This is a genomic window from Chryseobacterium sp. PvR013, assembly GCF_017833095.1.
GTDB classification, from domain to species: Bacteria; Bacteroidota; Bacteroidia; order Flavobacteriales; family Weeksellaceae; genus Chryseobacterium; species Chryseobacterium culicis_A.
Genome location: NZ_JAFIBT010000001.1, coordinates 3,616,143 through 3,637,767 on the forward strand (window position 1 = coordinate 3,616,143; position 21,625 = coordinate 3,637,767).

General features: G+C 36.9%; 22 protein-coding genes. 8 read left to right on the top strand and 14 right to left on the bottom strand.

What is annotated here, in order from left to right:
• Window positions 1-14: 14 nt before the first annotated feature.
• From dprA to JOE44_RS16430, 3 genes are all read left to right on the top strand, one after another.
• Entirely contained in the window at window positions 15-1,124 is a 1,110-nt protein-coding gene (dprA, locus tag JOE44_RS16420; protein WP_209786387.1) for a DNA-processing protein DprA, read from the top strand.
• 190 nt (window positions 1,125-1,314) lie between these two features.
• Window positions 1,315-2,673, top strand: coding sequence for an NADP-specific glutamate dehydrogenase (gene gdhA, locus JOE44_RS16425; RefSeq protein ID WP_079243812.1), 1,359 nt, complete (start codon window positions 1,315-1,317; stop codon window positions 2,671-2,673).
• A gap of 129 nt (window positions 2,674-2,802) precedes the next feature.
• Window positions 2,803-3,171, top strand: coding sequence for a DUF1801 domain-containing protein (locus JOE44_RS16430; RefSeq protein ID WP_209786388.1), 369 nt, complete (start codon window positions 2,803-2,805; stop codon window positions 3,169-3,171).
• Window positions 3,172-3,215: 44 nt separating this feature from the next.
• On the opposite strand, the gene JOE44_RS16435 is transcribed toward JOE44_RS16430, so the two are convergent.
• The 4 genes from JOE44_RS16435 to JOE44_RS16450 form a co-directional block, all read right to left on the bottom strand.
• On the bottom strand, window positions 3,216-3,515 hold the full coding sequence (locus JOE44_RS16435; protein ID WP_209786389.1) for a hypothetical protein: 300 nt from the start codon (window positions 3,513-3,515) through the stop codon (window positions 3,216-3,218).
• Window positions 3,516-3,730: 215 nt separating this feature from the next.
• Window positions 3,731-4,219: a YkgJ family cysteine cluster protein gene (locus JOE44_RS16440; RefSeq protein ID WP_209786390.1), complete on the bottom strand. Its 489-nt coding sequence runs from the start codon at window positions 4,217-4,219 to the stop codon at window positions 3,731-3,733.
• On the bottom strand, window positions 4,220-5,191 hold the full coding sequence (locus tag JOE44_RS16445; RefSeq protein WP_209786391.1) for an ion channel: 972 nt from the start codon (window positions 5,189-5,191) through the stop codon (window positions 4,220-4,222).
• 249 nt (window positions 5,192-5,440) lie between these two features.
• Complete coding sequence (locus tag JOE44_RS16450) at window positions 5,441-6,433, bottom strand: hypothetical protein (RefSeq protein WP_209786392.1); 993 nt, start codon at window positions 6,431-6,433, stop codon at window positions 5,441-5,443.
• 210 nt (window positions 6,434-6,643) lie between these two features.
• On the opposite strand from JOE44_RS16450, the gene JOE44_RS16455 reads away from it, so the two are divergent.
• Window positions 6,644-7,024, top strand: coding sequence for a group III truncated hemoglobin (locus tag JOE44_RS16455; RefSeq protein WP_209786393.1), 381 nt, complete (start codon window positions 6,644-6,646; stop codon window positions 7,022-7,024).
• A 97-nt stretch (window positions 7,025-7,121) separates the two neighbouring features.
• On the opposite strand, the gene JOE44_RS16460 is transcribed toward JOE44_RS16455, so the two are convergent.
• From JOE44_RS16460 to hflX, 9 genes are all read right to left on the bottom strand, one after another.
• Window positions 7,122-8,192 (bottom strand): ionic transporter y4hA, encoded by a 1,071-nt coding sequence (locus JOE44_RS16460; protein WP_209786394.1) that lies wholly within the window; start codon window positions 8,190-8,192, stop codon window positions 7,122-7,124.
• Between the two features lie 66 nt (window positions 8,193-8,258).
• Complete coding sequence (locus JOE44_RS16465) at window positions 8,259-8,597, bottom strand: DUF6122 family protein (protein WP_209786395.1); 339 nt, start codon at window positions 8,595-8,597, stop codon at window positions 8,259-8,261.
• A 27-nt stretch (window positions 8,598-8,624) separates the two neighbouring features.
• A complete protein-coding gene (locus tag JOE44_RS16470) occupies window positions 8,625-9,863 on the bottom strand; it encodes a hypothetical protein (protein WP_209786396.1) in 1,239 nt (412 codons plus the stop codon).
• A complete protein-coding gene (locus tag JOE44_RS16475; RefSeq protein WP_209786397.1) occupies window positions 9,864-11,888 on the bottom strand; it encodes a hypothetical protein in 2,025 nt (674 codons plus the stop codon).
• A gap of 17 nt (window positions 11,889-11,905) precedes the next feature.
• Window positions 11,906-12,574 (bottom strand): hypothetical protein, encoded by a 669-nt coding sequence (locus tag JOE44_RS16480; RefSeq protein ID WP_209786398.1) that lies wholly within the window; start codon window positions 12,572-12,574, stop codon window positions 11,906-11,908.
• 133 nt (window positions 12,575-12,707) lie between these two features.
• Complete coding sequence (locus tag JOE44_RS16485; RefSeq protein ID WP_209786399.1) at window positions 12,708-13,424, bottom strand: DNA alkylation repair protein; 717 nt, start codon at window positions 13,422-13,424, stop codon at window positions 12,708-12,710.
• Between the two features lie 8 nt (window positions 13,425-13,432).
• Window positions 13,433-14,719: a sodium:proton antiporter gene (locus JOE44_RS16490; protein ID WP_209786400.1), complete on the bottom strand. Its 1,287-nt coding sequence runs from the start codon at window positions 14,717-14,719 to the stop codon at window positions 13,433-13,435.
• A gap of 21 nt (window positions 14,720-14,740) precedes the next feature.
• The gene (locus JOE44_RS16495) at window positions 14,741-15,376 is read right to left on the bottom strand and encodes a DUF4919 domain-containing protein (RefSeq protein ID WP_209786401.1); all 636 of its coding nucleotides are present in this window, start codon (window positions 15,374-15,376) and stop codon (window positions 14,741-14,743) included.
• Window positions 15,376-16,599: a GTPase HflX gene (hflX, locus tag JOE44_RS16500; RefSeq protein WP_105683064.1), complete on the bottom strand. Its 1,224-nt coding sequence runs from the start codon at window positions 16,597-16,599 to the stop codon at window positions 15,376-15,378. Before hflX ends, JOE44_RS16495 begins: the two co-directional genes overlap by 1 nt.
• A 194-nt stretch (window positions 16,600-16,793) precedes the next feature.
• Between hflX and JOE44_RS16505 the strand changes: the two genes are divergently transcribed.
• The 4 genes from JOE44_RS16505 (at window position 16,794) to JOE44_RS16520 (ending at window position 21,078) form a co-directional block, all read left to right on the top strand.
• On the top strand, window positions 16,794-17,501 hold the full coding sequence (locus tag JOE44_RS16505) for a LytTR family DNA-binding domain-containing protein (RefSeq protein WP_245169800.1): 708 nt from the start codon (window positions 16,794-16,796) through the stop codon (window positions 17,499-17,501).
• Window positions 17,502-17,649: 148 nt separating this feature from the next.
• Window positions 17,650-18,123, top strand: coding sequence for a T9SS type A sorting domain-containing protein (locus JOE44_RS16510; protein ID WP_209786402.1), 474 nt, complete (start codon window positions 17,650-17,652; stop codon window positions 18,121-18,123).
• Window positions 18,124-18,129: 6 nt separating this feature from the next.
• The gene (locus JOE44_RS16515) at window positions 18,130-20,652 is read left to right on the top strand and encodes a collagen-like protein (protein ID WP_209786403.1); all 2,523 of its coding nucleotides are present in this window, start codon (window positions 18,130-18,132) and stop codon (window positions 20,650-20,652) included.
• Window positions 20,653-20,658: 6 nt separating this feature from the next.
• Window positions 20,659-21,078 carry a hypothetical protein gene (locus tag JOE44_RS16520; RefSeq protein ID WP_209786404.1) on the top strand — a complete coding sequence of 140 codons (420 nt, stop codon included), beginning with the start codon at window positions 20,659-20,661 and terminating at the stop codon, window positions 21,076-21,078.
• A gap of 106 nt (window positions 21,079-21,184) precedes the next feature.
• Here the strand turns inward: JOE44_RS16520 and JOE44_RS16525 are convergent, their stop codons facing one another.
• Entirely contained in the window at window positions 21,185-21,619 is a 435-nt protein-coding gene (locus JOE44_RS16525; protein ID WP_245169801.1) for an META domain-containing protein, read from the bottom strand.
• Window positions 21,620-21,625: the final 6 nt, after the last annotated feature.

Consider the following 21,625-nt stretch of genomic DNA (forward strand, 5'->3'; position numbering starts at 1 on the left):
GGAAAAAAACACACATGATTTCCGAAGAACATCTCTATGCAATCGCCCTCCGCGAATGCAGCCATATTGGCGACATTCATTTTCATAAATTGGTCCGAACTTTTGGCAGTGCTCAGGAAGCCTGGAAAAGAGCCAGAAATGAGTATAAAAAACTGGAAGGGATAGGACAAAAAACAGTTTCAGACATTGGAAATAAATCTCATTTGAAATTCGCAGAAGAAGAATTAAATTTTTGCGAAAAAAATAATATCCGGATCAGGCTAAAACATCTTAAAGAAACACCTTTCCTACTTAATGAATGTAATGATGCCCCAGCTATTCTTTACCAAAAAGGAAGTATGGATGATACACAGCCAAGAGTAAGTATTGTAGGAACCCGAAATATGACATCTTATGGAAAGCAGTTCATTCAGGATTTCTTCGAAGCAACACAATCTTCAGGATATACATCGGTAAGCGGTCTGGCTCTGGGTATCGATAAAGAAGTTCATGAGCAGTCTATTCGTCACCAAAAACCTACTGTAGCTGTTCTTGCCCATGGTTTCCAGCATTTATATCCCGCAAAAAACAGAAAGCTCTCTGAGAAAATTTTGCAGGAAGGAGGCGCATTAATAACAGAGTTCAGCTCTGGCAGAAAACCTGACCGGGAAAACTTCATCCAGAGAAACCGAATTGTAGCAGGACTATCTCCGGCAACGATTGTAGTGGAAACCGGTTTTGGAGGAGGCTCGGTAAGTACAGCAGCATTTGCCAATGATTACAACCGTGATGTTTTTGCACTGCCCGGAAAGATTACAGACCCTTGCAGCCAAGGTTGTAACCAGCTGATTTTCCATAATAAAGCAACTGCTATTTCAACGATCAAAGATCTTATCAATATACTTGGATTTAATGATCCAAAAGAAAAAATGGAAGAGTTATTTCCTCATCACGAGATTACCATACAATTAACTGACAATCAATATTTAATATATCAGTCAATTAAAGACTATCCACAGATTTCTTTAGATGATCTTTCACAGAAGATTGATCTCTCTACTCACAAAATCTTACCAATAATTTTGGAATTGGAACTTTTAGGGAAAGTAAAATCATTTTCCGGGAGGCAATTTATCGCAATTTAAGATTTAACGATTTCTTAATACTGCATTATTTCACACATAACATTTCATTTTTAATAAATTTTAAACATAAATTATTAATTTAATAATATTACGAAACATTATTATTTAATTTTTAACAATGTTAAAATATAGTGTTGTGAATCTTGAAAAAAAAATTAAATTTGTTGACAATAATATTCAACCTTAATATATGGAACAATATAATATTGACCAGAAAATCCAAGAGTTTATTGCAAAAATTGAAGCAAAAAATCCTAACGAACCGGAATTCTTACAGGCTGTAAAAGAAGTTGCCGTAACCGTAATTCCATTCATTGCTACTAAAAAAGAATATACCGGAATGAAGCTGCTTGAAAGAATGGCTGAAGCTGAAAGAATTATTATTTTCAGAGTTCCATGGGTTGATGATAAAGGAGAAATTCAGGTTAACAGAGGTTTCAGAATCCAAATGAACTCTGCTATTGGACCATACAAAGGAGGAATCCGTTTCCATCCTACAGTAAACTTATCTGTTCTTAAGTTCTTAGCTTTCGAACAGGTATTTAAAAACTCTTTGACAACTCTTCCAATGGGAGGTGGTAAAGGAGGTTCAGATTTCGATCCACAAGGAAAATCTGATATGGAAGTAATGCGTTTCTGCCAGGCTTTCATGACAGAATTATGCAAGCACATCGGTCCTGAAACAGACGTACCTGCAGGAGATATCGGTGTTGGAGCAAGAGAAATCGGATATTTATTCGGACAGTACAAGAAAATCAGAAACGAGTTTACAGGAGTTCTTACAGGAAAAGGTCTTGCTTACGGAGGTTCATTAATCCGTCCTGAAGCTACAGGATACGGTGTAGTGTACTTCGCAGAGCAAATGCTTAAAACTATCGGACAGAATTTCCAGGATAAAATAGTAACTGTATCAGGTTTCGGAAACGTAGCTTGGGGAGTTATCAAAAAAGCGACTGAACTAGGGGCTAAAGTAGTAACCATCTCTGGTCCTGACGGATATATCTATGATAAAGACGGTATCAGCGGAGAAAAGATCGATTATTTATTAGAACTTAGATCTTCAGGAAACAACAGAGCGGAAGACTATGCTAAAAAATATCCATCTGCTGAGTTCCATGCAGGAAAACGTCCTTGGGATGTGAAGTGTGATGTTGCCTTCCCTTCTGCAACTCAAAACGAATTAGATTTAGATGACGCAAGAAAATTAGTTGAAAACGGATGTGTTTGTGTAACTGAAGCAGCTAACATGCCTTCTACACTAGACGCCATCAACTATTTCTTAGACAATAAAGTATTATTCTCTCCTGGTAAGGCTTCCAACGCTGGAGGTGTTGCTACATCAGGATTAGAAATGACTCAAAACTCTATCCGTCTTAACTGGACTTCTGAAGAAGTTGATGCAAGATTAAAGGAAATCATGATTGGTATTCACAAAGCTTGTAGAGACTATGGAAAAGATGAAGACGGTTATGTAAACTACGTAAAAGGTGCCAATATTGCCGGCTTTGTAAAAGTAGCAGAAGCAATGTTAGCTCAAGGAGTTGTGTAACAAAAAAAACAAAGGTTGGGAAAAGTCCCGACCTTTTTTGATATAGCCTGTTCCCGGGATAATGGGAAAAAAGTAAAAAGTGAAAGGAGAAAGCGCGGCTATATGCCGCGCTTTTTTTATTTTTATGTAATGATAAACACCTTTAAGAATATTGATGAGTACATTCTTCTGTTCCCGATAGAAGTACAGGAAAAACTGCTTGAGCTCAGAAAAGCAATTCATTTACAGGTTCCTGATCTGGAAGAATACATAGGATATCAGATGCCGGCTTTCAGGTATAAAGGAAAACCCTTAGTTTATTTTGCAGGATACAAAAAGCATATTGGGTTCTATCCCGGAGCGGAAGGTATTTCTAATTTTGAGAAAGATTTTGAGGAAAGAAAATATAAATTTTCTAAAGGAGCAGTTCAACTTCCTATTGATGAAAATCTTCCGCTGGATCTTGTCCGTAAAATAGTCCAATTCAAAGTGGCAGAAATTGAACAAAAAAAATCCTGAAATATAAAATTTCAGGATTCCGACTAGTGTTTGCTAAAGTGCTTTTACTTTTTCTTTTTCTTGTCTTTCTTTTCCTCTTTAGGAGCATCGGCTGGCTTAGTAGCATCCGTAGGGGTTGTACTTACTGATGGATCAGTTGCCGGAGCAGTCTCCATAGTAGTTGCAGGCGATTTTTCCTGTTGAGTCTTTGGATCCGAAGGACTTGTAGTCTGTGTATTCGGTTGGGTTTGAGTTGTCGCTGGATTATTAGTAGAAGTATCGGCTGGCTTTTGTGGTGTTGATTGTGCTGATACTGCGATTACTCCGACTAATGTAAACGCTGCCGTTAAAAATAACTTTTTCATAATGTAATATTTAAATGATTGTTTAACTTAAACGAGGCATCATTTATAAAATTATGCGTATGTATCTTATTTAACGTACTTTATAATTATTTAAGAGGAATTTGTAAAATAAGTCCGGTTAATTTGGCGGGAAGATTGAAGCTGGAGGCTGGAAGTTTATTTCAGTAAAAATATTAACTGAGGCAGTTTATTATCAAAGCTTCTATCCTTTAAATCTACTTCGTTATATTCTTCATCATTTTTTCTACGAATTCAAATGCAGCCGGGCAGATTACTGTATTTTTCAGCATCAAATTATTAATCTGATAGATCTTCTTACGGTCCGTATGAGGGTATTCCCGACAGGCTTTCGGCCTTACCTCATAGATAGAACAGGTATTATCATTATTCAGGAAAAAACAGGGAAGATTTTGCAATACTTTATCATTGTCTTCGTCTACTCTTAAAAACCTGGCTTCAAAATCTGCAGACTTCATTCGGAGATGTTTGGAAATTCTCTCAATATCTTTTTCGGTGTAAAGAGGACCGGTTGTTTTGCAGCAATTGGCACATTGTAAGCAGTCTATTTCCTCAAAAACTTCATCATGGGTTTCCTGTACTATATAATCAAGATTTTTGGGCGGTTTTTTCTTTAATCCGTCCAGAAATTTCTTGTGTTCTTTCTGCTTTTGTATAGCCTGTTTTTTATAAAAATCTAAATTCATTTATTCTTTATTTGCCACTAAGTCCGGAAGTTTTTCTTTTTTATATTCATTGATTTTATCCAGATCCAGCACTGTTGAGAGATTTTCTTTGCTAGGATAATACATCGGGACAAATTTCGCTCCATATATAATTTCTCCTGTCGTATATGAAGACCTCTGAACCACGGTATTTGAAAATACTTCATCAAATGCACGAACCTGTACAATAAGTTCAATATCTGTGTTTTTAAAATCCTCTTCAGAAAAACCATAAAACGGAGAGTTTTCATCAATTTTATGGACCACAGTCCAGTTGAGTGCTAATGTATTAATCTTACTCATCTGTGTATTAAGCCTGTAAAAATTACTTTTGGCGATTCCGTTTTCTATCACCTCAATGGCTGCAGATACAATAACATCTGCATCCGTCAATGCATTGTTTTTGTAAGGAGCAAGCCTGAACATTAATGCCGAAGATTCCTGAAAAGGAGCAATTACTGCAATATCAGAAAATCTAAGGTACGCCCGCGGTCTTGAAAATCTTCCGTAAAAAAGCCCCGTTGCAATAGCAAAGGTAAGCAATCCCAGAAAAGCTTCAAAAGTAGCCACAAGACTTGCCAAAAAACCTACCGGTGCTATTCTCCCATATCCAACAGTGGTAAAAGTCTGAGAACTGAAGAAAAACACATCGATAAACTCATTTAACGGATCACTCTTGTCTATTCCCGTAAGATGCTCTACTCCAATCAGGTAATAGATCATGGCAAATACAAGATTAATGAGGATATAAGCGATAACCAAATAAGAAATAAAGCGAAATGAAGACAAATTCAGCATGGTATGATACCAGCTCAATCTGTTGAAAACATTTACCCCTGTTCTCTTAACGTTCGGGAGACCGTCTTTATTGATGAACCTCCCGGATGCATTAGTGCCGAAACCACTATTTTCCGCATTTTTCTGACGGATCTTTTTTCTGAATCCTCCTGTCATTTTTTAATCATTTTAACGATCTTATATTATGATTCTATTCTAGCAATAAGCCGGTTACTGCTCAGCCCTACCCTTCAACATATCAATATTTAAAAAACAAAGTTAAGAATAGAATCTATTAAGATACCTATGCTTCTCAGGAATCATCACAGATTACTTTCCCATGGGTCTTTAAGGAACTTTTATTCAAACAAAAACAGCAGAAATTCTGAATTTATGCTGTTTTTACAATCTTTTTTAAAGGTGTTTTTATATCTTCTGTGCAGGTGATTCCATCACAGTAACACTTACATTGCTTACAGATTTTACAATCCCCGACTCTCCGTGTATATTGGAAAGAAAATCAGGGAAGTTTTCAATAGGAAAAGCCCAATAATAATGTCCATCTGCCGGAGAAGGAAAGTTGGCCTGTAATCTTCCGGTCAATTTCATAGGTACAAAGTATTCAACAGAAGACCCTTTTAATTTCGTCAGAATAGAAATACTTTTTTTAGAGTGAGCCGGTACGATAGTCTTATAGCTGCTGGTCTCGGTAATTTCTTCAGAAGTTTCTGTGCCTTCCGTTGTATCTCCTCCTACAACAACTTTTGTGCTGGCAGAAGCTTTTGCCACTAACGGAATATCAACAGATACGGATGCTGCCACTTCAAATGAGCCTGAGACAGTGCGCTTCCAGGAAGTAGAATATCCCTTTTTATAGGAATAGGTTACTGTAATTTCACTTTCTCTATCTCCATTATTAATGGCCTCCGTGGTATAGGAATTATCCGGTAAATCTACTCCGTCTGTTTTTATGTTTACCTCAGGTGTTCCTAAAACAATGGAAACATTAGGATTAGGAGCCGTATTCCGGACATCTCCGTCTACAGAAAGATCAGGATTAAATATAATTCCATCCGGAACCTGACCAGCGTAGGCAAAAACATTTTTCAATCTCGTTCTTTCTCCGGAAAAACTAACATCATATCCCATATCTTTCAGGTGATTAGGTTTGAAAGGAATTTCACGCTCTTCATGGGTAGAAGTATAGTTTATCCCCAGATTATTATTGCCTGGCAATTTAAACTCATCTACAACTTTCCAGCCTTTCTGAAGCATCTCTGCCTGTGTTAAATGTGCACTCTTTGTATCAGCATAATTTATTTTTTCCGGATCATCATTCATAGAACTCACTTCATCCCTTGAACATGATACTGAAAATGCTAATAAAAGAATCAAAACAGAATTGATTTTTTTATTCATTTTAATAATTTTTTAGTGTTTAATAATTAAATTTACAAAAATCATATTCTTTCAAGGCGTTTTTTTGTGAATTAATCAAATTTTAATGTTTCCTAATTTTTCATTTTACGGTTGTATGTTTTGGCGGGATGGGTTGTAAAATACTGTTTATATGAAATTTATCAATTTACCGATTGGAATCCTTTACACAAATTACCCTAAATTTGGGCTATGAAAAAGCTTGAATCACGAGAAGATATTGAACATCTTGTCAACGCATTTTATGCCAAAGTAGTTAAGGATGAGACTATAGGATTCTTTTTTAATGATATTGCTAAAGTAGACTGGGATCAGCATCTTCCTAAAATGTACTCTTTCTGGGAATCTATCCTTTTTGGACAGATGACGTATAAAGGAAACCCGATGGGTGTACACTTCCCAATTAATGAAATACAGGCTATGGAACAGAAACACTTTGACCAATGGCTGCTGCTTTGGCGTACCACTATTGAAGAAAATTTCGTAGGAGAAAATGCAGATATGGCTATTTATAAATCTGAGAATATAGCAAAACTCATGGCTTTCAAAATGGAGCTGGCAAGAAGATTATAGTGATACGAGATTCAGGGTACGAGATATAAGATCACGAGGATAGATTTCTGGATTTATTTTACAGATAGACGGATTTGTAATTTTGTACTTTTTCTTCTTAAGGAACGATTACCGTAAAGATATAGGCCGCCAGATTCACTAATAAAACTGTTCCATAGAGGACATTTGTTTTTCCACGGCTCAAAGAAAGCATTACGATAAATACCGATAAAGAAAGCAGGATTATGTCTTTTTTGTCCAGGCCTAATACCAGTGGAATATCATACATAATACACACTGCTGAAACTGCGGGAATGGTAAGACCAATACTTGCCAATGCAGATCCTAATGCCAGATTTAAACTGGACTGTATCTGGTTGGCTCTTGCAGCACGAATTGCGGCTACCCCTTCAGGAAGAAGAACCACAGCGGCAATAATTACCCCTACCAGAGATTTTGGAGCTCCAAGGCTTTGTACCATTCCTTCTATCGTATCAGAAAGTCCTTTTGCCATCAGTACAACAATGACAAGGCAAACAACCAAAAATCCAAAGCTTACAAGAGTCTTTGTTAATGAAGGAATATAATGTTCTTCCGGATGCTCGTCAGGAACGATAAAATAACTTCTGTGCCTTACCGTCTGTACCATCAGAAAAATACCGTAGATGACAAGACATGCTATTGATATAAAAATAAGCTGTGCTTCGTTATAGAATGGCCCATTCACACTGGAAGTAAAATTAGGCAGAACAAGAGTAAGTACAAGAATGGAAACAATACTTACCAGATAAGTAGTTGCAGAGGTTCTTGCGAAAAACTGCTCATGGTATTTAACGCCGCCTACTAAAATACATATTCCCAGAATTCCGTTAAGAATAAGCATTACAGCAGCAAAAACGGTATCTCTGGCCAGCGTGATCGCCTGATCTCCGCCGGCTACCATCAGCGAGATGATCAACGCAACTTCAATAATGGTGATACAAAGAGCCAGAATAATTGTTCCGAAAGGTTCTCCTACTTTATGAGCGACTACTTCAGCATGATGTACTGCGGATAGAACACTTCCGATCAATAAAATACCGGCAAGGATATCATAAAGAACACCACTTCCCATTAAACCGGAAAAGTAGTATCCTACTGCCAGAATAGGAAAAATATAGGTGTATTGTAAAAATTCTTTAGGTCTCATAAAGTGACTACAAAATACAAAAAATCTATAGAAATTTCAATATCAAAAGAAAATATTAATAATATTTTAATGAGGCCAAAAGTTAAAGTCCTGATAATCTGTGAACATATGAAACAGAAGCCCAATTGCTATAATCCTTATATTTCCTTTAAAGAACAGCAGCAAAAAATACACCGCAATGGCATAATATGAATGTAAAAAGTGAAATCCTATACTTCCTCTTGAAGGATCAAAAATGGGATGAGCAAAAAGATGGTCCAGATCTACCAGCATCGTAGCCAGAAGAATAAAATATGCCTTTTTCCAATTTTTACGATAAAAAATCAATGCAATAAAGACCGGAAAAACAAGATGCAGAAAATAATGAGTACATGTTTTGAGCAATGCGATATCTGATGGAGCCATTAATAGATCATTTTAGGTTTCTATTTTTTACCACCGTAAAATTAGGGGTAATTCTCCACTTTTTGCTTTTATTTTCACCCAATAATCCTTTGATTTATTCCCATAGAATATATAATCGATATCCGAGATAATTCTTTTTTCGCTGGCACTCAGCATTTTTAAAGAAGAATACAGCAGCTTGTTGTTTCTGATGAAGATGTAATTTTCTTTCAGCTGAGGTGACAGTGAAATGGGTTTTCGGGTTGATTGTATGACAACGCCGTTATTATTTTGGCTGGCTTGATTGGGTTGAAAAGGAATTTCTGTGAATTGATTTTCATTATTGAGCCATTTTTTAGCCTGAAAGAATTCCCAGGTTTTTAAGGGATCATTGCTTTTGATATGAATGTTATAGTTGGGTTGGGTAATATTTTGAAAGGTTTTCTTTTCAACTTCATTAAAATTATCGTCATATTCATAACTGATGATCGTATCATTAACCTGTTCAAGATCAGCTGTAGCTCTAATATTAGTGACCTGCGAAGAGTCAGCAATGTTTTTGTTAAAACCCTTGCTGAAATGCCTGATATTTTCTTTGTCTAATTCAAGCTCCAGAAAGTGATTACCGGTCTGAAGTTTAGAGATTATTGAATTAAAAATTTCAGAATCTGAATTGTTTTTGATTTCAATTTCATCATCCTTTAGCTCAATAGAAAAGTTTTGAATTCTTTTTCCTGAAATAAAAGAAATACTCCCTGCAGTGTTATGAATAAACTGATCTGCATCCAGGACAGTATTTGAAGACGCCTGAAGAAGCTGTTTCTGAATCGTTTCAAAAGCCGAATCTGAAGTTCCTGCAATACAATGATTGCCATTGATCATAAGAAAGACCTGATCTTTCTGAAAGCGGTTATTTCCCTGATCTGCAAACCTTTGCGCTTTTAGAAAATGAATGAATTTTTGTGAATCTTTCAATTCTACAACACTATACCACTCGGAAAACTTAGTGTTTCCGACATGGAAAATCTGTAGAAAATCCGGAATTTGGATCCCTGAATCTTTCAGAGAACCAGATCCTTTACCCTTGGTCTTGCTCCCGGACCATTGTGAGGGGTGGGCTACCCAACTGAAGAGGTACTGTCCCGTTACTTTCTTTATATCTATTAAAATTACGGCATCTGCATTCTCGGGAATATATTTGAGGGTCTTATTTTTATGAAAGACTACAAAATAGACTGCCACAGCAAACAGTAAAAGTAACGGGACAATAATCTTCTTTTTCTTCATTTATAAAATTTGTGGTTTCTCTTCTGTTTCTTTTGTTTTAAAAACCTGATCGAATACATCAAAGAAATACATTAAACTGTTTTCCGAAGAATCTTTAATATTATAATTCATTTCAGTCTGGATACTTTCTCCTTTTACCTCCGTCTTATAGTACATTTCACCTACATTTTTTCTGATGGCATCCAGGGCTTTTCTTTCTTTTGGAGTTTTGAATTCTTTATCCAAACCGATTAAGAATTTTTTAATATCCAGTCTTCCTGATAACGGATATTTGGCTGAATCTTTTGCCCATTTTCTGGAAATATCAGACTGGCCTACAGATACATTGTTGTCTGCAGAACTCATCAGATACACCACTCCGTCTTTTACGGTAAAGAACAGCTGATCAATATATCCTCCGCTTTTCTCTTCTTTAAAAGTATAAAGATTTCCTTTTTTAGAGAATCTTTTAGACAGCTTCTTATTAGTTGTCAGCATATCAAAAATACGGTTCCAGTAGCCTTCATTTTCTGTTGCAAAAGCGAAAGTGAAGTTAGGAACAGCAATTTCTTTGGTTTTCTTTACTTCTTTTTCGTTGAAATCAGCATCATATTCGTAATCCGTGTACTCTACTGTTTTGGACTTCAATTCATTCAAAACAAATATTCCGTTTCCGGGTGCAATTTTGGTAATGGCTTCTTCATCCAGAACAATTTTCATGGTTTCCATGATGAGTTCCATTTCTTTTTTGTATTCATTTTCTCCGGAGTCCTGAAAAAGACTGTACATCATGTCGAAACACTTTGCTCCATTTACATTCATTGCATAGTAACCCACACTTTTCTCATTGATCAGTTCCAGCAGTTTTTTGTTTTTCTTTCCTTTATAAATGGCAGAGATATTCTTTTGAATCTCAGGATTTTTGTGCTGATAATTATTAACCAGTCTTACTTTATCCTTATCAAAGTACAGATTGTACGAATAATTGGAGTTGTACATGTTTTTGAAGAACTGCCCATAGCTGTACAACTTGGTCATCTTACCATAGATTCCGTCATTTACGATTCTTCCATAGTCTGTATATACAAACACATCAGAATTGCCATCTCTGAACGCGAGCATTTCTTTAGGAACTTCAATTTCCAAGTTTGAACTGAAGTATTGATCAAAACGGTCTTCAGCATTCTTTTTTACAATTTTGAAGTTTTCTCTGCGGATAGAATCCTGTTCTTTCTTATAGGCATTATCTTCCTCTTCATAAGATTCATTAGGCATCTCTTCTTCATTCTCAGGGCTCTCAGCATTCTCTTTTTCCTCAGGATATTTGTGATGTTTCTGCAGATATTTGATATCTTTCTGAATTCTTGCTATTTCAAGATTGTTATCCTTAATACTTTCTTTAAGATATTTAATATCATCTTTAAGATTTTTGATTTCTTCCTTATAATTAAAAGGTTTTTCAGGCTCATCAGTATAAGCACTATCACCAGCATCTATGGCATCTACCGCAACACTGTCCACAACAGCAACGGCTGTACTGTCTGCAACAGCTTCTTCTGCCCAAAGGTCTTTATAAGGTTTGGTATAGCTTATCATGCTAAGCATAGCACGGCTTCCGTTCCAGGCAACAAAAATATCATCATTGATATCTACGTAAGAATAATTTTTTCTGTTGGAAACCTCCTGCCCTTTTTTCTTTACAGAATTAATGAATTCCTGGAACTTTTCCTTATTATCGATAATAAAATGGGTATTGTATGCTTTAATAGAATCATTAAAACTTGCGTAGTGGTATTGAACAGCATCGTATTTGATTCCTGTTTTGGAGTAATCTGTCCATGAAAGGTTTTCTTTACTCTTTTTACTCAGCTCATGCAGCAAAGGATTCAGTTTATTCCAGTTGATTTTATTATTAAGCTGTTTTCCGTTGACTTCCATATAAAATACAGCGTCAGACGGGATTTTCATACTGTTTTGGGCAAAAACCAGGGTAAAGCCAAAGAGTACGAAAAAAATTTTTTGCGTTTTTAATAAGATAGATTTCATGACTATAGTTTAGAAATTTATTGAAAAAGTATTGTGTTTTGTATTTGTTTTTTCTGAAGGATCAGATCCAGAATATCAGCTTCCAGTTTAAGAGCCTTTTTATTGGGAGAAAGTATGTAAGTGTTATTGGTTTGTGATTTTACCGTACTTTCGAACTGCATAATGGAAGTATATCGGGCATCATTAAAAACTTCCTTGTCCGCCTTACTCATCTTGTCATAATCCGCCTTGAAAGTATTTACTTTATTTCTGGTTAACGTCTTCTTTTCAAGATTCTGACTGTAGACTTGTGTGGGAACCATTTTGCCTAATATATTCTGAGCCTTCAGCTTTTCCAGACCGGCATTGATATTTTCAATTTTTTTGAAATTACAGCTCAGTTTGATGATATAATTGTCAAAATCCATGGATGTTTTCACATTACTGATTCCGGGAGTTGCCTTAAAAATTTTTGCAGCTTCATTGATTTTGTTTTCAATTTCACCCTTTTTCGGAACTTTTTTCCCGTTAATCGTTTCCATTTTGGAGATGGATGCCAGCCTTGTCTTGCTTTTGCTGGCGTTAAGGATTATGGTATATTCTCCCGTTCCGTCAGCTTTTACGTTCACTTTATCAAGAATATCGAAACAGCTTGTCAGAAATAACAAAGGAAGAAAAAGAAGAAATAATTTGAGAAAATTTTTCATGATTGGTTTTAAAACCACGAAATTACTCAATTTTGACCTTAAAACCTTATTCTGTTTGATTTTTTGAACATAAATAGCTGTTTTCCGGTACTTTTTCTGGGGAAAATACGGTACTATTTCTGCATATTATTTTTTAAACATGTCCTTTCAGATAATCCTGGCGAAGATCTTCGTCCAGTTTTTCAATGGCATATCGTAAGCAGGTTCTCGGCATTTCTTTGTAATACTGATTCAAATAGCTGATGAGCTCTCCTTCATTCTTATTACCCATTTCTCTTAATAACCAGCCATTTGCTTTATGCATCAGATCATGAGAATGTTTCAGGTTTCTGGTGACAAATTCCTTGGTAAGATCAAATGATCCTTTTTTAATATAATGCATTGTTCCTACCACAGCAATTCTCTTATGCCACATTTCGTTAGACTCTGAAAGTTCTCTCAGAAGGCTTTCTTTCTGATTTTCAAAAGTATATCTTCCCAAAATTTTATAACAGGAAGAATCTACCAGATCCCAGTTATTCACATACGGAAGGTGGTTCAGATAAAAAGTAACCACTTCTTCTTTTACCGCTTTATCTTTTGTTTTTTCAAACTTTGAAATCAGTATAAAAAGAGCGGTTAGCCTATGTTCATGGTATTTTGAGGAAAGTAATACACTGAGTTCTTTTAAATTGATTTTTGAATAATATTCTTTGGCAACAGAACGCTGATCCGGAACTTTTACGCCCAGAAACAAATCTCCTTCACCATATTCTCCTTTTCCTGTTTTGAAAAATCTTGGAAAGAACTCTGCTTTTTCAGGAATAGACAAAACAGCAAGTGCTTCCTGTATTTCTTTAACAATACTCATATTACAATTTAAGCTTGCTCTTCTACAGCAATACTTTCCTGCTCTTCCTCTTCTTTGGCAATCTTATTAGGGTTGGCCACTTTGGCAATGGTAAGCCCCTGAACAATGATTGAGAATACCACAACACAGTAGGTAATACTTAATATAATCTCGCTGTATTCACTTTTAGGAATAGACATCGCTAAGGCAATAGAAACCCCACCCCGGATTCCTCCCCAAACCAGAACTTTCACGGTCTGCGGACTGAAACTTTTTCTCAGAGAAGTAAATTTTGTAGGTCCCCAGATGGAAATAAACCTTGCAAACAGCACAACCACAATAGCAACCAGACCTGGAATCATGAAATGTCTAAGATCTTTAATCATCAAAAGTTCAAATCCAATGAACAGGAATAATACAGCATTCAGAATTTCATCAATCAATTCCCAGAATTTGATCAGATAATCCTGTGTAACAGATTTCATTTTGAAACTTCTGTTGAAATTCCCCATAAACAACCCTGCCGCCACCATGGTCAACGGCCCTGAAATATGCATTTGACGGGCAATAAGATATCCTCCCATAACAACAGAAAGTGTTACTAATACGGAAATAATATAATCATCCACTTCACGCATCAGTCTTGAAGTAACCCAACCCAGCAGAACTCCCAGCAATAGACCGCCTCCTGCTTCTTTAAGCAAAAGCAATCCGATGGTTTCAACACTCAGATCTACTTCTTTTCCGACCGCCAGCTGTAAGATCACTGTAAAGACTACCACCGCCATACCGTCATTAAAAAGAGACTCTCCGGCTACTTTTGTTTCCAGAGATTTTGATACATTAGCTTGTTTCAGTACACTCAGAACAGCTACCGGATCGGTAGGTGAAATCAGAGCACCAAAAACAAGACAGTAGATAAAAGGAAGTTTAACGCCTACATAAGGAAGCAGATAAAACATTCCAAATCCCACAACAAAAGTAGAAATTACAACACCTACTGTGGAAAATATAACAACAGGCCTGAACTGTTCTTTCAGATCATTAATATTAATATGAATTCCTCCTGCAAAGAGTAGAAAATTAAGCATAGCGCCCATCAAAACCTCCGTAAAGTCGATCCCATTCATCAGGTTGTGAAGATGTCCGAAAGTTCTCGGAAGAACGGTTTCTCCAAACATTACCAGAAAAATAGAAACCACAATGGCAATCACCATAATTCCGATGGTACTTGGAAGTTTTAAAAACCTATAGTTAAGATAGGCAAATATTGATGCTAATACGATTAATGCTGAAAATGAATAATATAATTCCACTAAGTGTTTTTTATTTTAAGATTAATTGGTTAGTTCCAAATAGAGTATTTTGATATAAATCTGCTTCCCGTCTTTTTCCCAGATATCAAACATGCCTTCTTTAGCAGGTTTTGAGCTCCTTTTATAATCCTGTCCTATATTCAGAATATTGAGCAAAATGTATTCATCCCCTACAGAATTCACGATATAAGCTGTTTTCTCAGATTTTCCGTTTCCCGAACTTCTTATACCTTCAGTAAGGGCGCGGAATTGGTTCAGATGGTGTATAAAGTTATTTCCATCCTTTACAGAGTCGTAAGCCCTAAGAAGAATCAGCAGAATATCCAGGTTGGTAGGATCTTTACCATATAAAGCTTTTCCCTGTTTGATACACTCTGCAAAATTGTTTTCTTTAAAGGACTCTGCAAGACTTTTAAAACTTTCTTCTGATGTACTTACTTTATCGTTCCTGAAATTTCTTCCGTAGTACAGATACTGAGATTCTATACTGTCCAGAGACTTTGGATATCCTTTATATTTGAAAATAAGCTTTTCATAATTGTAGGGAGAATCTGAAGTTCTGAGACTTTTCTCAATAGCTTTTAAATCAATTTTTGATTTCTGGCTGAACCCAAAAACCGAAAACATGATGAATAAAAGGAAAAAGTGATATTTCATTAATTGTTGCTTTCTTCTTCGTCGTTATCGAAATATTCGAAAAGAAAATCGTTGTATGGAAATCTGGAAATATGAATCTTCATGACCTCATCATAAATCATTTTCTTCATTTCCGGGAAATTTTCCTTCGTTAAAGCAGAAATAAATACAGTTGGGTATTTTGATTTTGCCATCCATGTCTTTTTCCATTCTTCCAGAGAGACGTTTTTACGGGTAGAAGGCGTAAGATCATCTTCATCTTTCTTCTCATAACTGAAGCCGTCAATCTTATTGAAAACCATAATCATAGGTTTCTGATGAGCATTAATTTCCATCAGAATATGATTTACAGATTCTATGTGATCTTCAAAGCTTTCATGAGAAATATCCACCACATGGATCAAAAGATCAGCTTCACGAACCTCATCCAAAGTAGATTTAAATGATTCTACCAGCTGAGTCGGCAATTTTCTGATAAATCCTACGGTATCTGTAAGCAGAAATGGTAAATTTCCAATCACCACTTTTCTTACAGTAGTATCAAGGGTTGCAAATAATTTATTTTCGGCAAAAACTTCAGATTTCGAAATGGAATTCATTAAAGTAGATTTCCCCACGTTGGTATATCCTACCAAAGCTGCACGAACCACTTTTCCACGGTTGTTACGCTGAGTTGCCATCTGCTTGTCAATGGTCTTCAGTTTCTCTTTCAGCAAAGTAATTCTGTCACGGATAATACGACGGTCAGTTTCAATTTCCGTTTCACCGGGACCTCTCATCCCAATTCCCCCTTTCTGACGCTCAAGGTGAGTCCACATTCTTGTCAATCGTGGTAAAAGGTATTGATATTGTGCCAATTCCACCTGCGTTCTTGCATACGAAGTTTGTGCTCTTTGGGCAAAAATATCAAGGATAAGATTGGTACGGTCCAAAATCTTAACTTCCATCTCTCTTTCCAGGTTTTTAAGCTGTGAAGGAGAGAGCTCATCATCGAAAATTACAGTTCCGATCTCATTTTCTTTTACATATTCTTTTATCTCAATGGCTTTTCCGCTTCCGATAAAGGTTTTGGAATCAGGCTGAGTTAATTTTTGGGTAAAACGCTTTTGTACGGTTGCGCCCGCTGTGAAAGCTAAAAACTCCAGTTCATCTAAATACTCCGTCAGTTTTTCTTCGTCCTGATTTTGAGTAATAACACCCACCAAGACTGCTTTCTCATAGTTATGTTCTTTCTTTTCTAACATTAAGTTCTGTCTATGTTTATGATTTTTACAAGTTAATATTTTTCAGAAAAAAAACAAAATCAATTTTTATTTAATAACATATTTTAATATAAATTTAAGTTTGCTGGTGAATGATATACAAAAAAATCAATAACTTTATGTAATAAAATTCTGATTTTTAAACATTTAAATTAAAAACTAATCTTCGGAATATCATGATTACGCATATCAGATGTATGATTATTGATGATGATGAACTGGACAGGCTGGTTCTTCAGCATTATATCAGGCAATATCAAAACATTGAAATTGTTGGCACTTTTGATTCTGCAGAAAAGGCGATTCCCTATCTTGACCTTCCTGTTGATCTTCTGATTACTGAAACCAATTTAAAGGGAATCAGCGGTATTGAATTTCGGAAGATGGCTCATAAAATACCCGCATGTATTTTCTTAAGTTCACATCCTGAACTGGCTGCGGGGGTTTTTGAAATCAACACATTAGATTTCATTACCAAACCCCTTACCGCAGAACGTTTTCATCATTCTATGGAAAGACTCTTCGATTTTTTTGAAATCAAGGAGAAATGTGAATGCTATGATGCCATGATAGGAGAAAACTGCATCAAGATAAAAGAAGGAGGTCATATTTTTCAGATTAAGATGAAAGATATTCTGTATCTGGAAGCCCTGAAAGACTATACCAGAATTATCACTCTTGAAAAAAACCACTGTATTTTAAACTCTCTGGGAAACCTCCTGCAAAAAAACTTTTTTGATTCTTTTGTCAGAATACACAGAAGCTATGCGGTTCCGCGCCATCTTATCCGAGGAAAAAGCTGTCATGAAATAGAGCTCGCTCATCACATCAAGCTACCTATCGGCCGAACCTACAAGGATAATCTTTCTTTTTTCAATCCTTAAAAAAGCCAATAATAATTCATAAAATGCCATTGGTCGATTATTTCTGCCGTTGGTCTATTTTCCTGTCATTTGATTGAGATAGGTGGTAATTTAGTCTTCCCAAATTCCCCCAGAAAAACACATCTATTAATCACCAAAACTGTTATCCATGGAAAGAATATCTATTTATTGTATTATTCTGTCTGTCTTTTCCGTCCCCATACTGCACGCTCAATCTGCAGTTCTGGCAACCGGACTGGATGCATCAGCAGCTAATGGTTTTGTTTCTTACAGCATAGGTCAGACCACCTATCTGGAAAAAGGAACAGGACAAGTTCTCGAAGGCGTTCAACAGCCTTACGAAATTATCACTCTTACTTCCCTTGAAACTTCTTCTGAACTCAATGGTATTTTGCTCTACCCTAATCCTTTCAGAGATTATTTGTATTTAGATTTCACTTCAAATAATTTTAAAGGATCAGAGTATCAGTTATTCGATGCCCAAGGTAAGCTGGTAAAAAAAGATAAGATCTCACAATCAAAATCCGAGCTTAATTTCTCCTCACTTCCTTCAGCTATGTACATCATCAGGATTACCCAAAATGGAGAGAATATTAAAACTTTTAAAATCATTAAAAAATAAAATGCCATGAAAAAAATATTATCACTGTTTTGGATCCTGACCGGTTTCTTTATGGGACTTTCTCAGGCTCCGGAAAAAATGAGTTACCAAGCAGTCATGAGAAACGGTTCCGGACAACTCCTAGTCAATCAAGGAATTGCTGTAAGAGTAAGCATATTACAGGGATCTCCTGCCGGGGCCGCAGTCTATTCTGAAAGACTTACCGGAAACACCAATGCCAACGGACTTATCAGCCTTGAAATAGGAACAGGAACTGTACTCACCGGAACATTTGCCACCATCGACTGGCCTGCAGGAAGCTATTATTTAAAAACAGAAACTGACCCTGCAGGAGGAACAAGCTATACCATAGTAGGAACCAGCCAGCTGCTAAGTGTTCCTTATGCCATGTATGCCAAATCAGCAGGTGGCGGAGGCGGAAGTTTTGCAATTCCCTATACAAATACAGTCAATAATGCCTCTACTTTGTTTTCATTAACCAATGACGGTGATGGAACATCTTTAGAGGGTAATAATAATACAACAACTTCCAATATTGCAGCAGTAAGAGGGGTCGTTACCAATGTAGCCCCCGGAGGATTTTCTTCAGCGGTTCGTGGTATTAATAACGGAACCGGAGGACTTGGAGTAGGTGTATACGGAAGCCAGGCCGGAAGTGGATGGGGAGTATACGGTGTTACTCCAAATGGGTTAGGTGTATATGGTAATGCCAGTGCTAACGGCACCGGGGTTTATGCCAACAGTAATACAGGAACCGGTCTTACTGCTACCAGTAATAACGGAATCCCTGCAAGTATTTCAATCTTCAATAATGCGAATAATAATGTTGCTCTTAATGCATCCAGCGTAGGAAATGGTACCGTTGTAAATGTTACAACCTCAGGAAACGGAGCTGGAGTAAGAAGTTCTACCGGAGCAGGATTTGGGGTACAAGGAATAACTTCTGCACAGACATCTGCGGGTGTTGTAGGTGACAACAACGGCGGCGGTGAAGCGGTAGTGGGTAGAACAACCAGTGATATTGCCGGAGCAGTAGTAGGCCGTAATGACGGAGGTGGATATGGGGTGAGAGGTTTTGTAGCTACCAATACATCCGGAACCGGTATCGGTGTTTACGGACAGGTAGGCTTAAATAACAGTACAGGTCGTGCCGGAAGATTTGAAAATTTTAACCAAACAAATACTACAGGGAATACTTTTGAGGTAGAAACGAATGGAAATGGAAATATTCCGGACAACACCCAGGGAAATGCAGCCTCTTTTCTCGTTGACAATACCAATAGCGTTGGTGCTGCAGTAAGAGGAGAAGTAAATACTATTTTCGGAAACTTTGGTGCCGCCGCAATTTTTGGAATTTCTTCCGGAACGGGAGGACGTGCAGGTTTATTTTATGCCTCAAACCCTTCAGGAAACGGAGCTTCATTGATTGCACTGACTGATGGTAACGGAAATGCAATCACCGCCAATGCAGGCAAAGACGGAAACGGAATTGAAACCAACATTGATGGCGCTGGAAACGCTCTCTATGCATGGGTTCCTACTTTTGCTACCGGAAGAGCCGGAAGGTTTAACATCTTCAATGAGAATAATACCAGTGATGTTATAACAGTAACCACAATTGGAAACGGTATTGCAGGGAATTTCAAAGTAGACCGAACCACAGGAACTTCAGCGGCAGTGAGAGGAGAAGTAAATTCACAGTTTGCCAACTTCGGCACTGCTGGGATTTATGGAATTTCTTCCGGTACAGGAGGATATGGAGGTTTATTTCATGCCAGTAATCCTGCCGGAAACGGCCCTGCACTGATTGCTATTGCAGATGGAAATGGTAACGGTATAACAGCTAATGCATCCAACACAGGGGATGGTGTAGAAACCACAGCAGACGGCACAGGAAGTGCTATTTATGCATGGATTCCTAATTTTGGAACAGGCCGCGCCGCAAGGTTCGTTAATTATAACACCTCCAATACCAATCCTCCTCTTACAGCAGAAACCCGAAGTGCCGGTTCTATTGCTGTATTCAGATCCGGAAATCCTAGTGCTGTAAATGTGGCTCGTATTGACAATACCGGACGTGGATTCTTTAATGGAGGAACTCAAAGCAGCGGTGCTGACGTTGCTGAAGCATTTGATGTCAATGGACATATTTCTGAATATGAGCCTGGTGATATTCTTGTCATCTCAACAAAAGCAGACAGAACTGTTGAAAAATCTTCAACTCCCTATTCCACTCTTGTTGCAGGTGTATATGCCACTAAACCGGGTGTATTGCTTACAGAAGAGCATATTGACACTGACATTTCAGATAAAGCTCCAATGGGAGTCATTGGGGTAATCCCTACCAAAGTATGCCTTGAGAATGGAAAAATAAAAAGAGGTGACCTGTTGGTTACTTCATCCAAACCGGGTGTTGCAATGAAAGCCAATATCAAAATGGTAAAAATTGGACAGGTAATCGGAAAAGCGCTTCAGGATTATGACCAAAAAGAAATTGGAAAAATTCAAGTATTAGTCAACATAAAATAAACCGTCATGAAAATAGCATATATTATCCCATTATTATTTTTAAGCACTATTATTTATGCTCAGGAAAATAAAAAAGTTGCTCCGGTAGAGGAAGACCAGACATTGGTTGTAAAACAGGCAAAAGAACAACAGACAAAACTCATGCAGGAAGCAAAAGAAAGAGACGAAAATAAAACGGTAAACTCCGGTATGGTCTCTGATCATGGTCTTGAAGTAAAAAAACAGGATTCCAAACCCAAAGCAGCTGCAGACAATTCAGGAAAGCTTCTCCCCAATACAGCAAGTCTTGAAGACATTAAAAAAACAATCCCCAACAGACAGGCATATCACAATACTATAAATTCTAGGAACACAAAAATGACAGTTACCGGGCTGCCTAACACAGCAACCCTGGAAGAAATAAAAAAAACGATTCCAAAAAACTAATGACTCTCAAAAGCTAATAACCGCAAAAAAGCTGATAACCAAACTAGATTTTTCAAACAAAGAAGTCCGCTGCAATGCGGACTTTTTATATCGTAATAGGCCATTATTAATCCCAGTCAGCAGCTACAAATTTCATTGAATTCCCCTGATCATCGGATAACGTAAGAAAATGTCCCTCGATAGAATAATTAGTCATGGTTTCTATTTTCTTCTGAAAAGAGGTTTCAAGATTCATATCCTGACATGCTTTCATCGTACTGATTCCCTTTGAAATCTTTACTTTTCCTTCTTTTTTAAATTCTGATACAAAAGACATCCGGTTACATCCCATGTAAGCACTCCCCTGAATTTTACCCTTCACCATATTGGATGTCAGATTCATTTCTGCTTGATGAGCTATCAGCTGGTCTTTTGAAAAACCATCCAGTGAAATCAGCATCCACTTCCTCTGAAGGGAAGGATTTTTAGCCGGTACTGTGGAACAATTCAAAACAACTCCTAAAAGTAAAACGGCAAAAAGTGATAATAGTATTTTTTTCATGCGGAT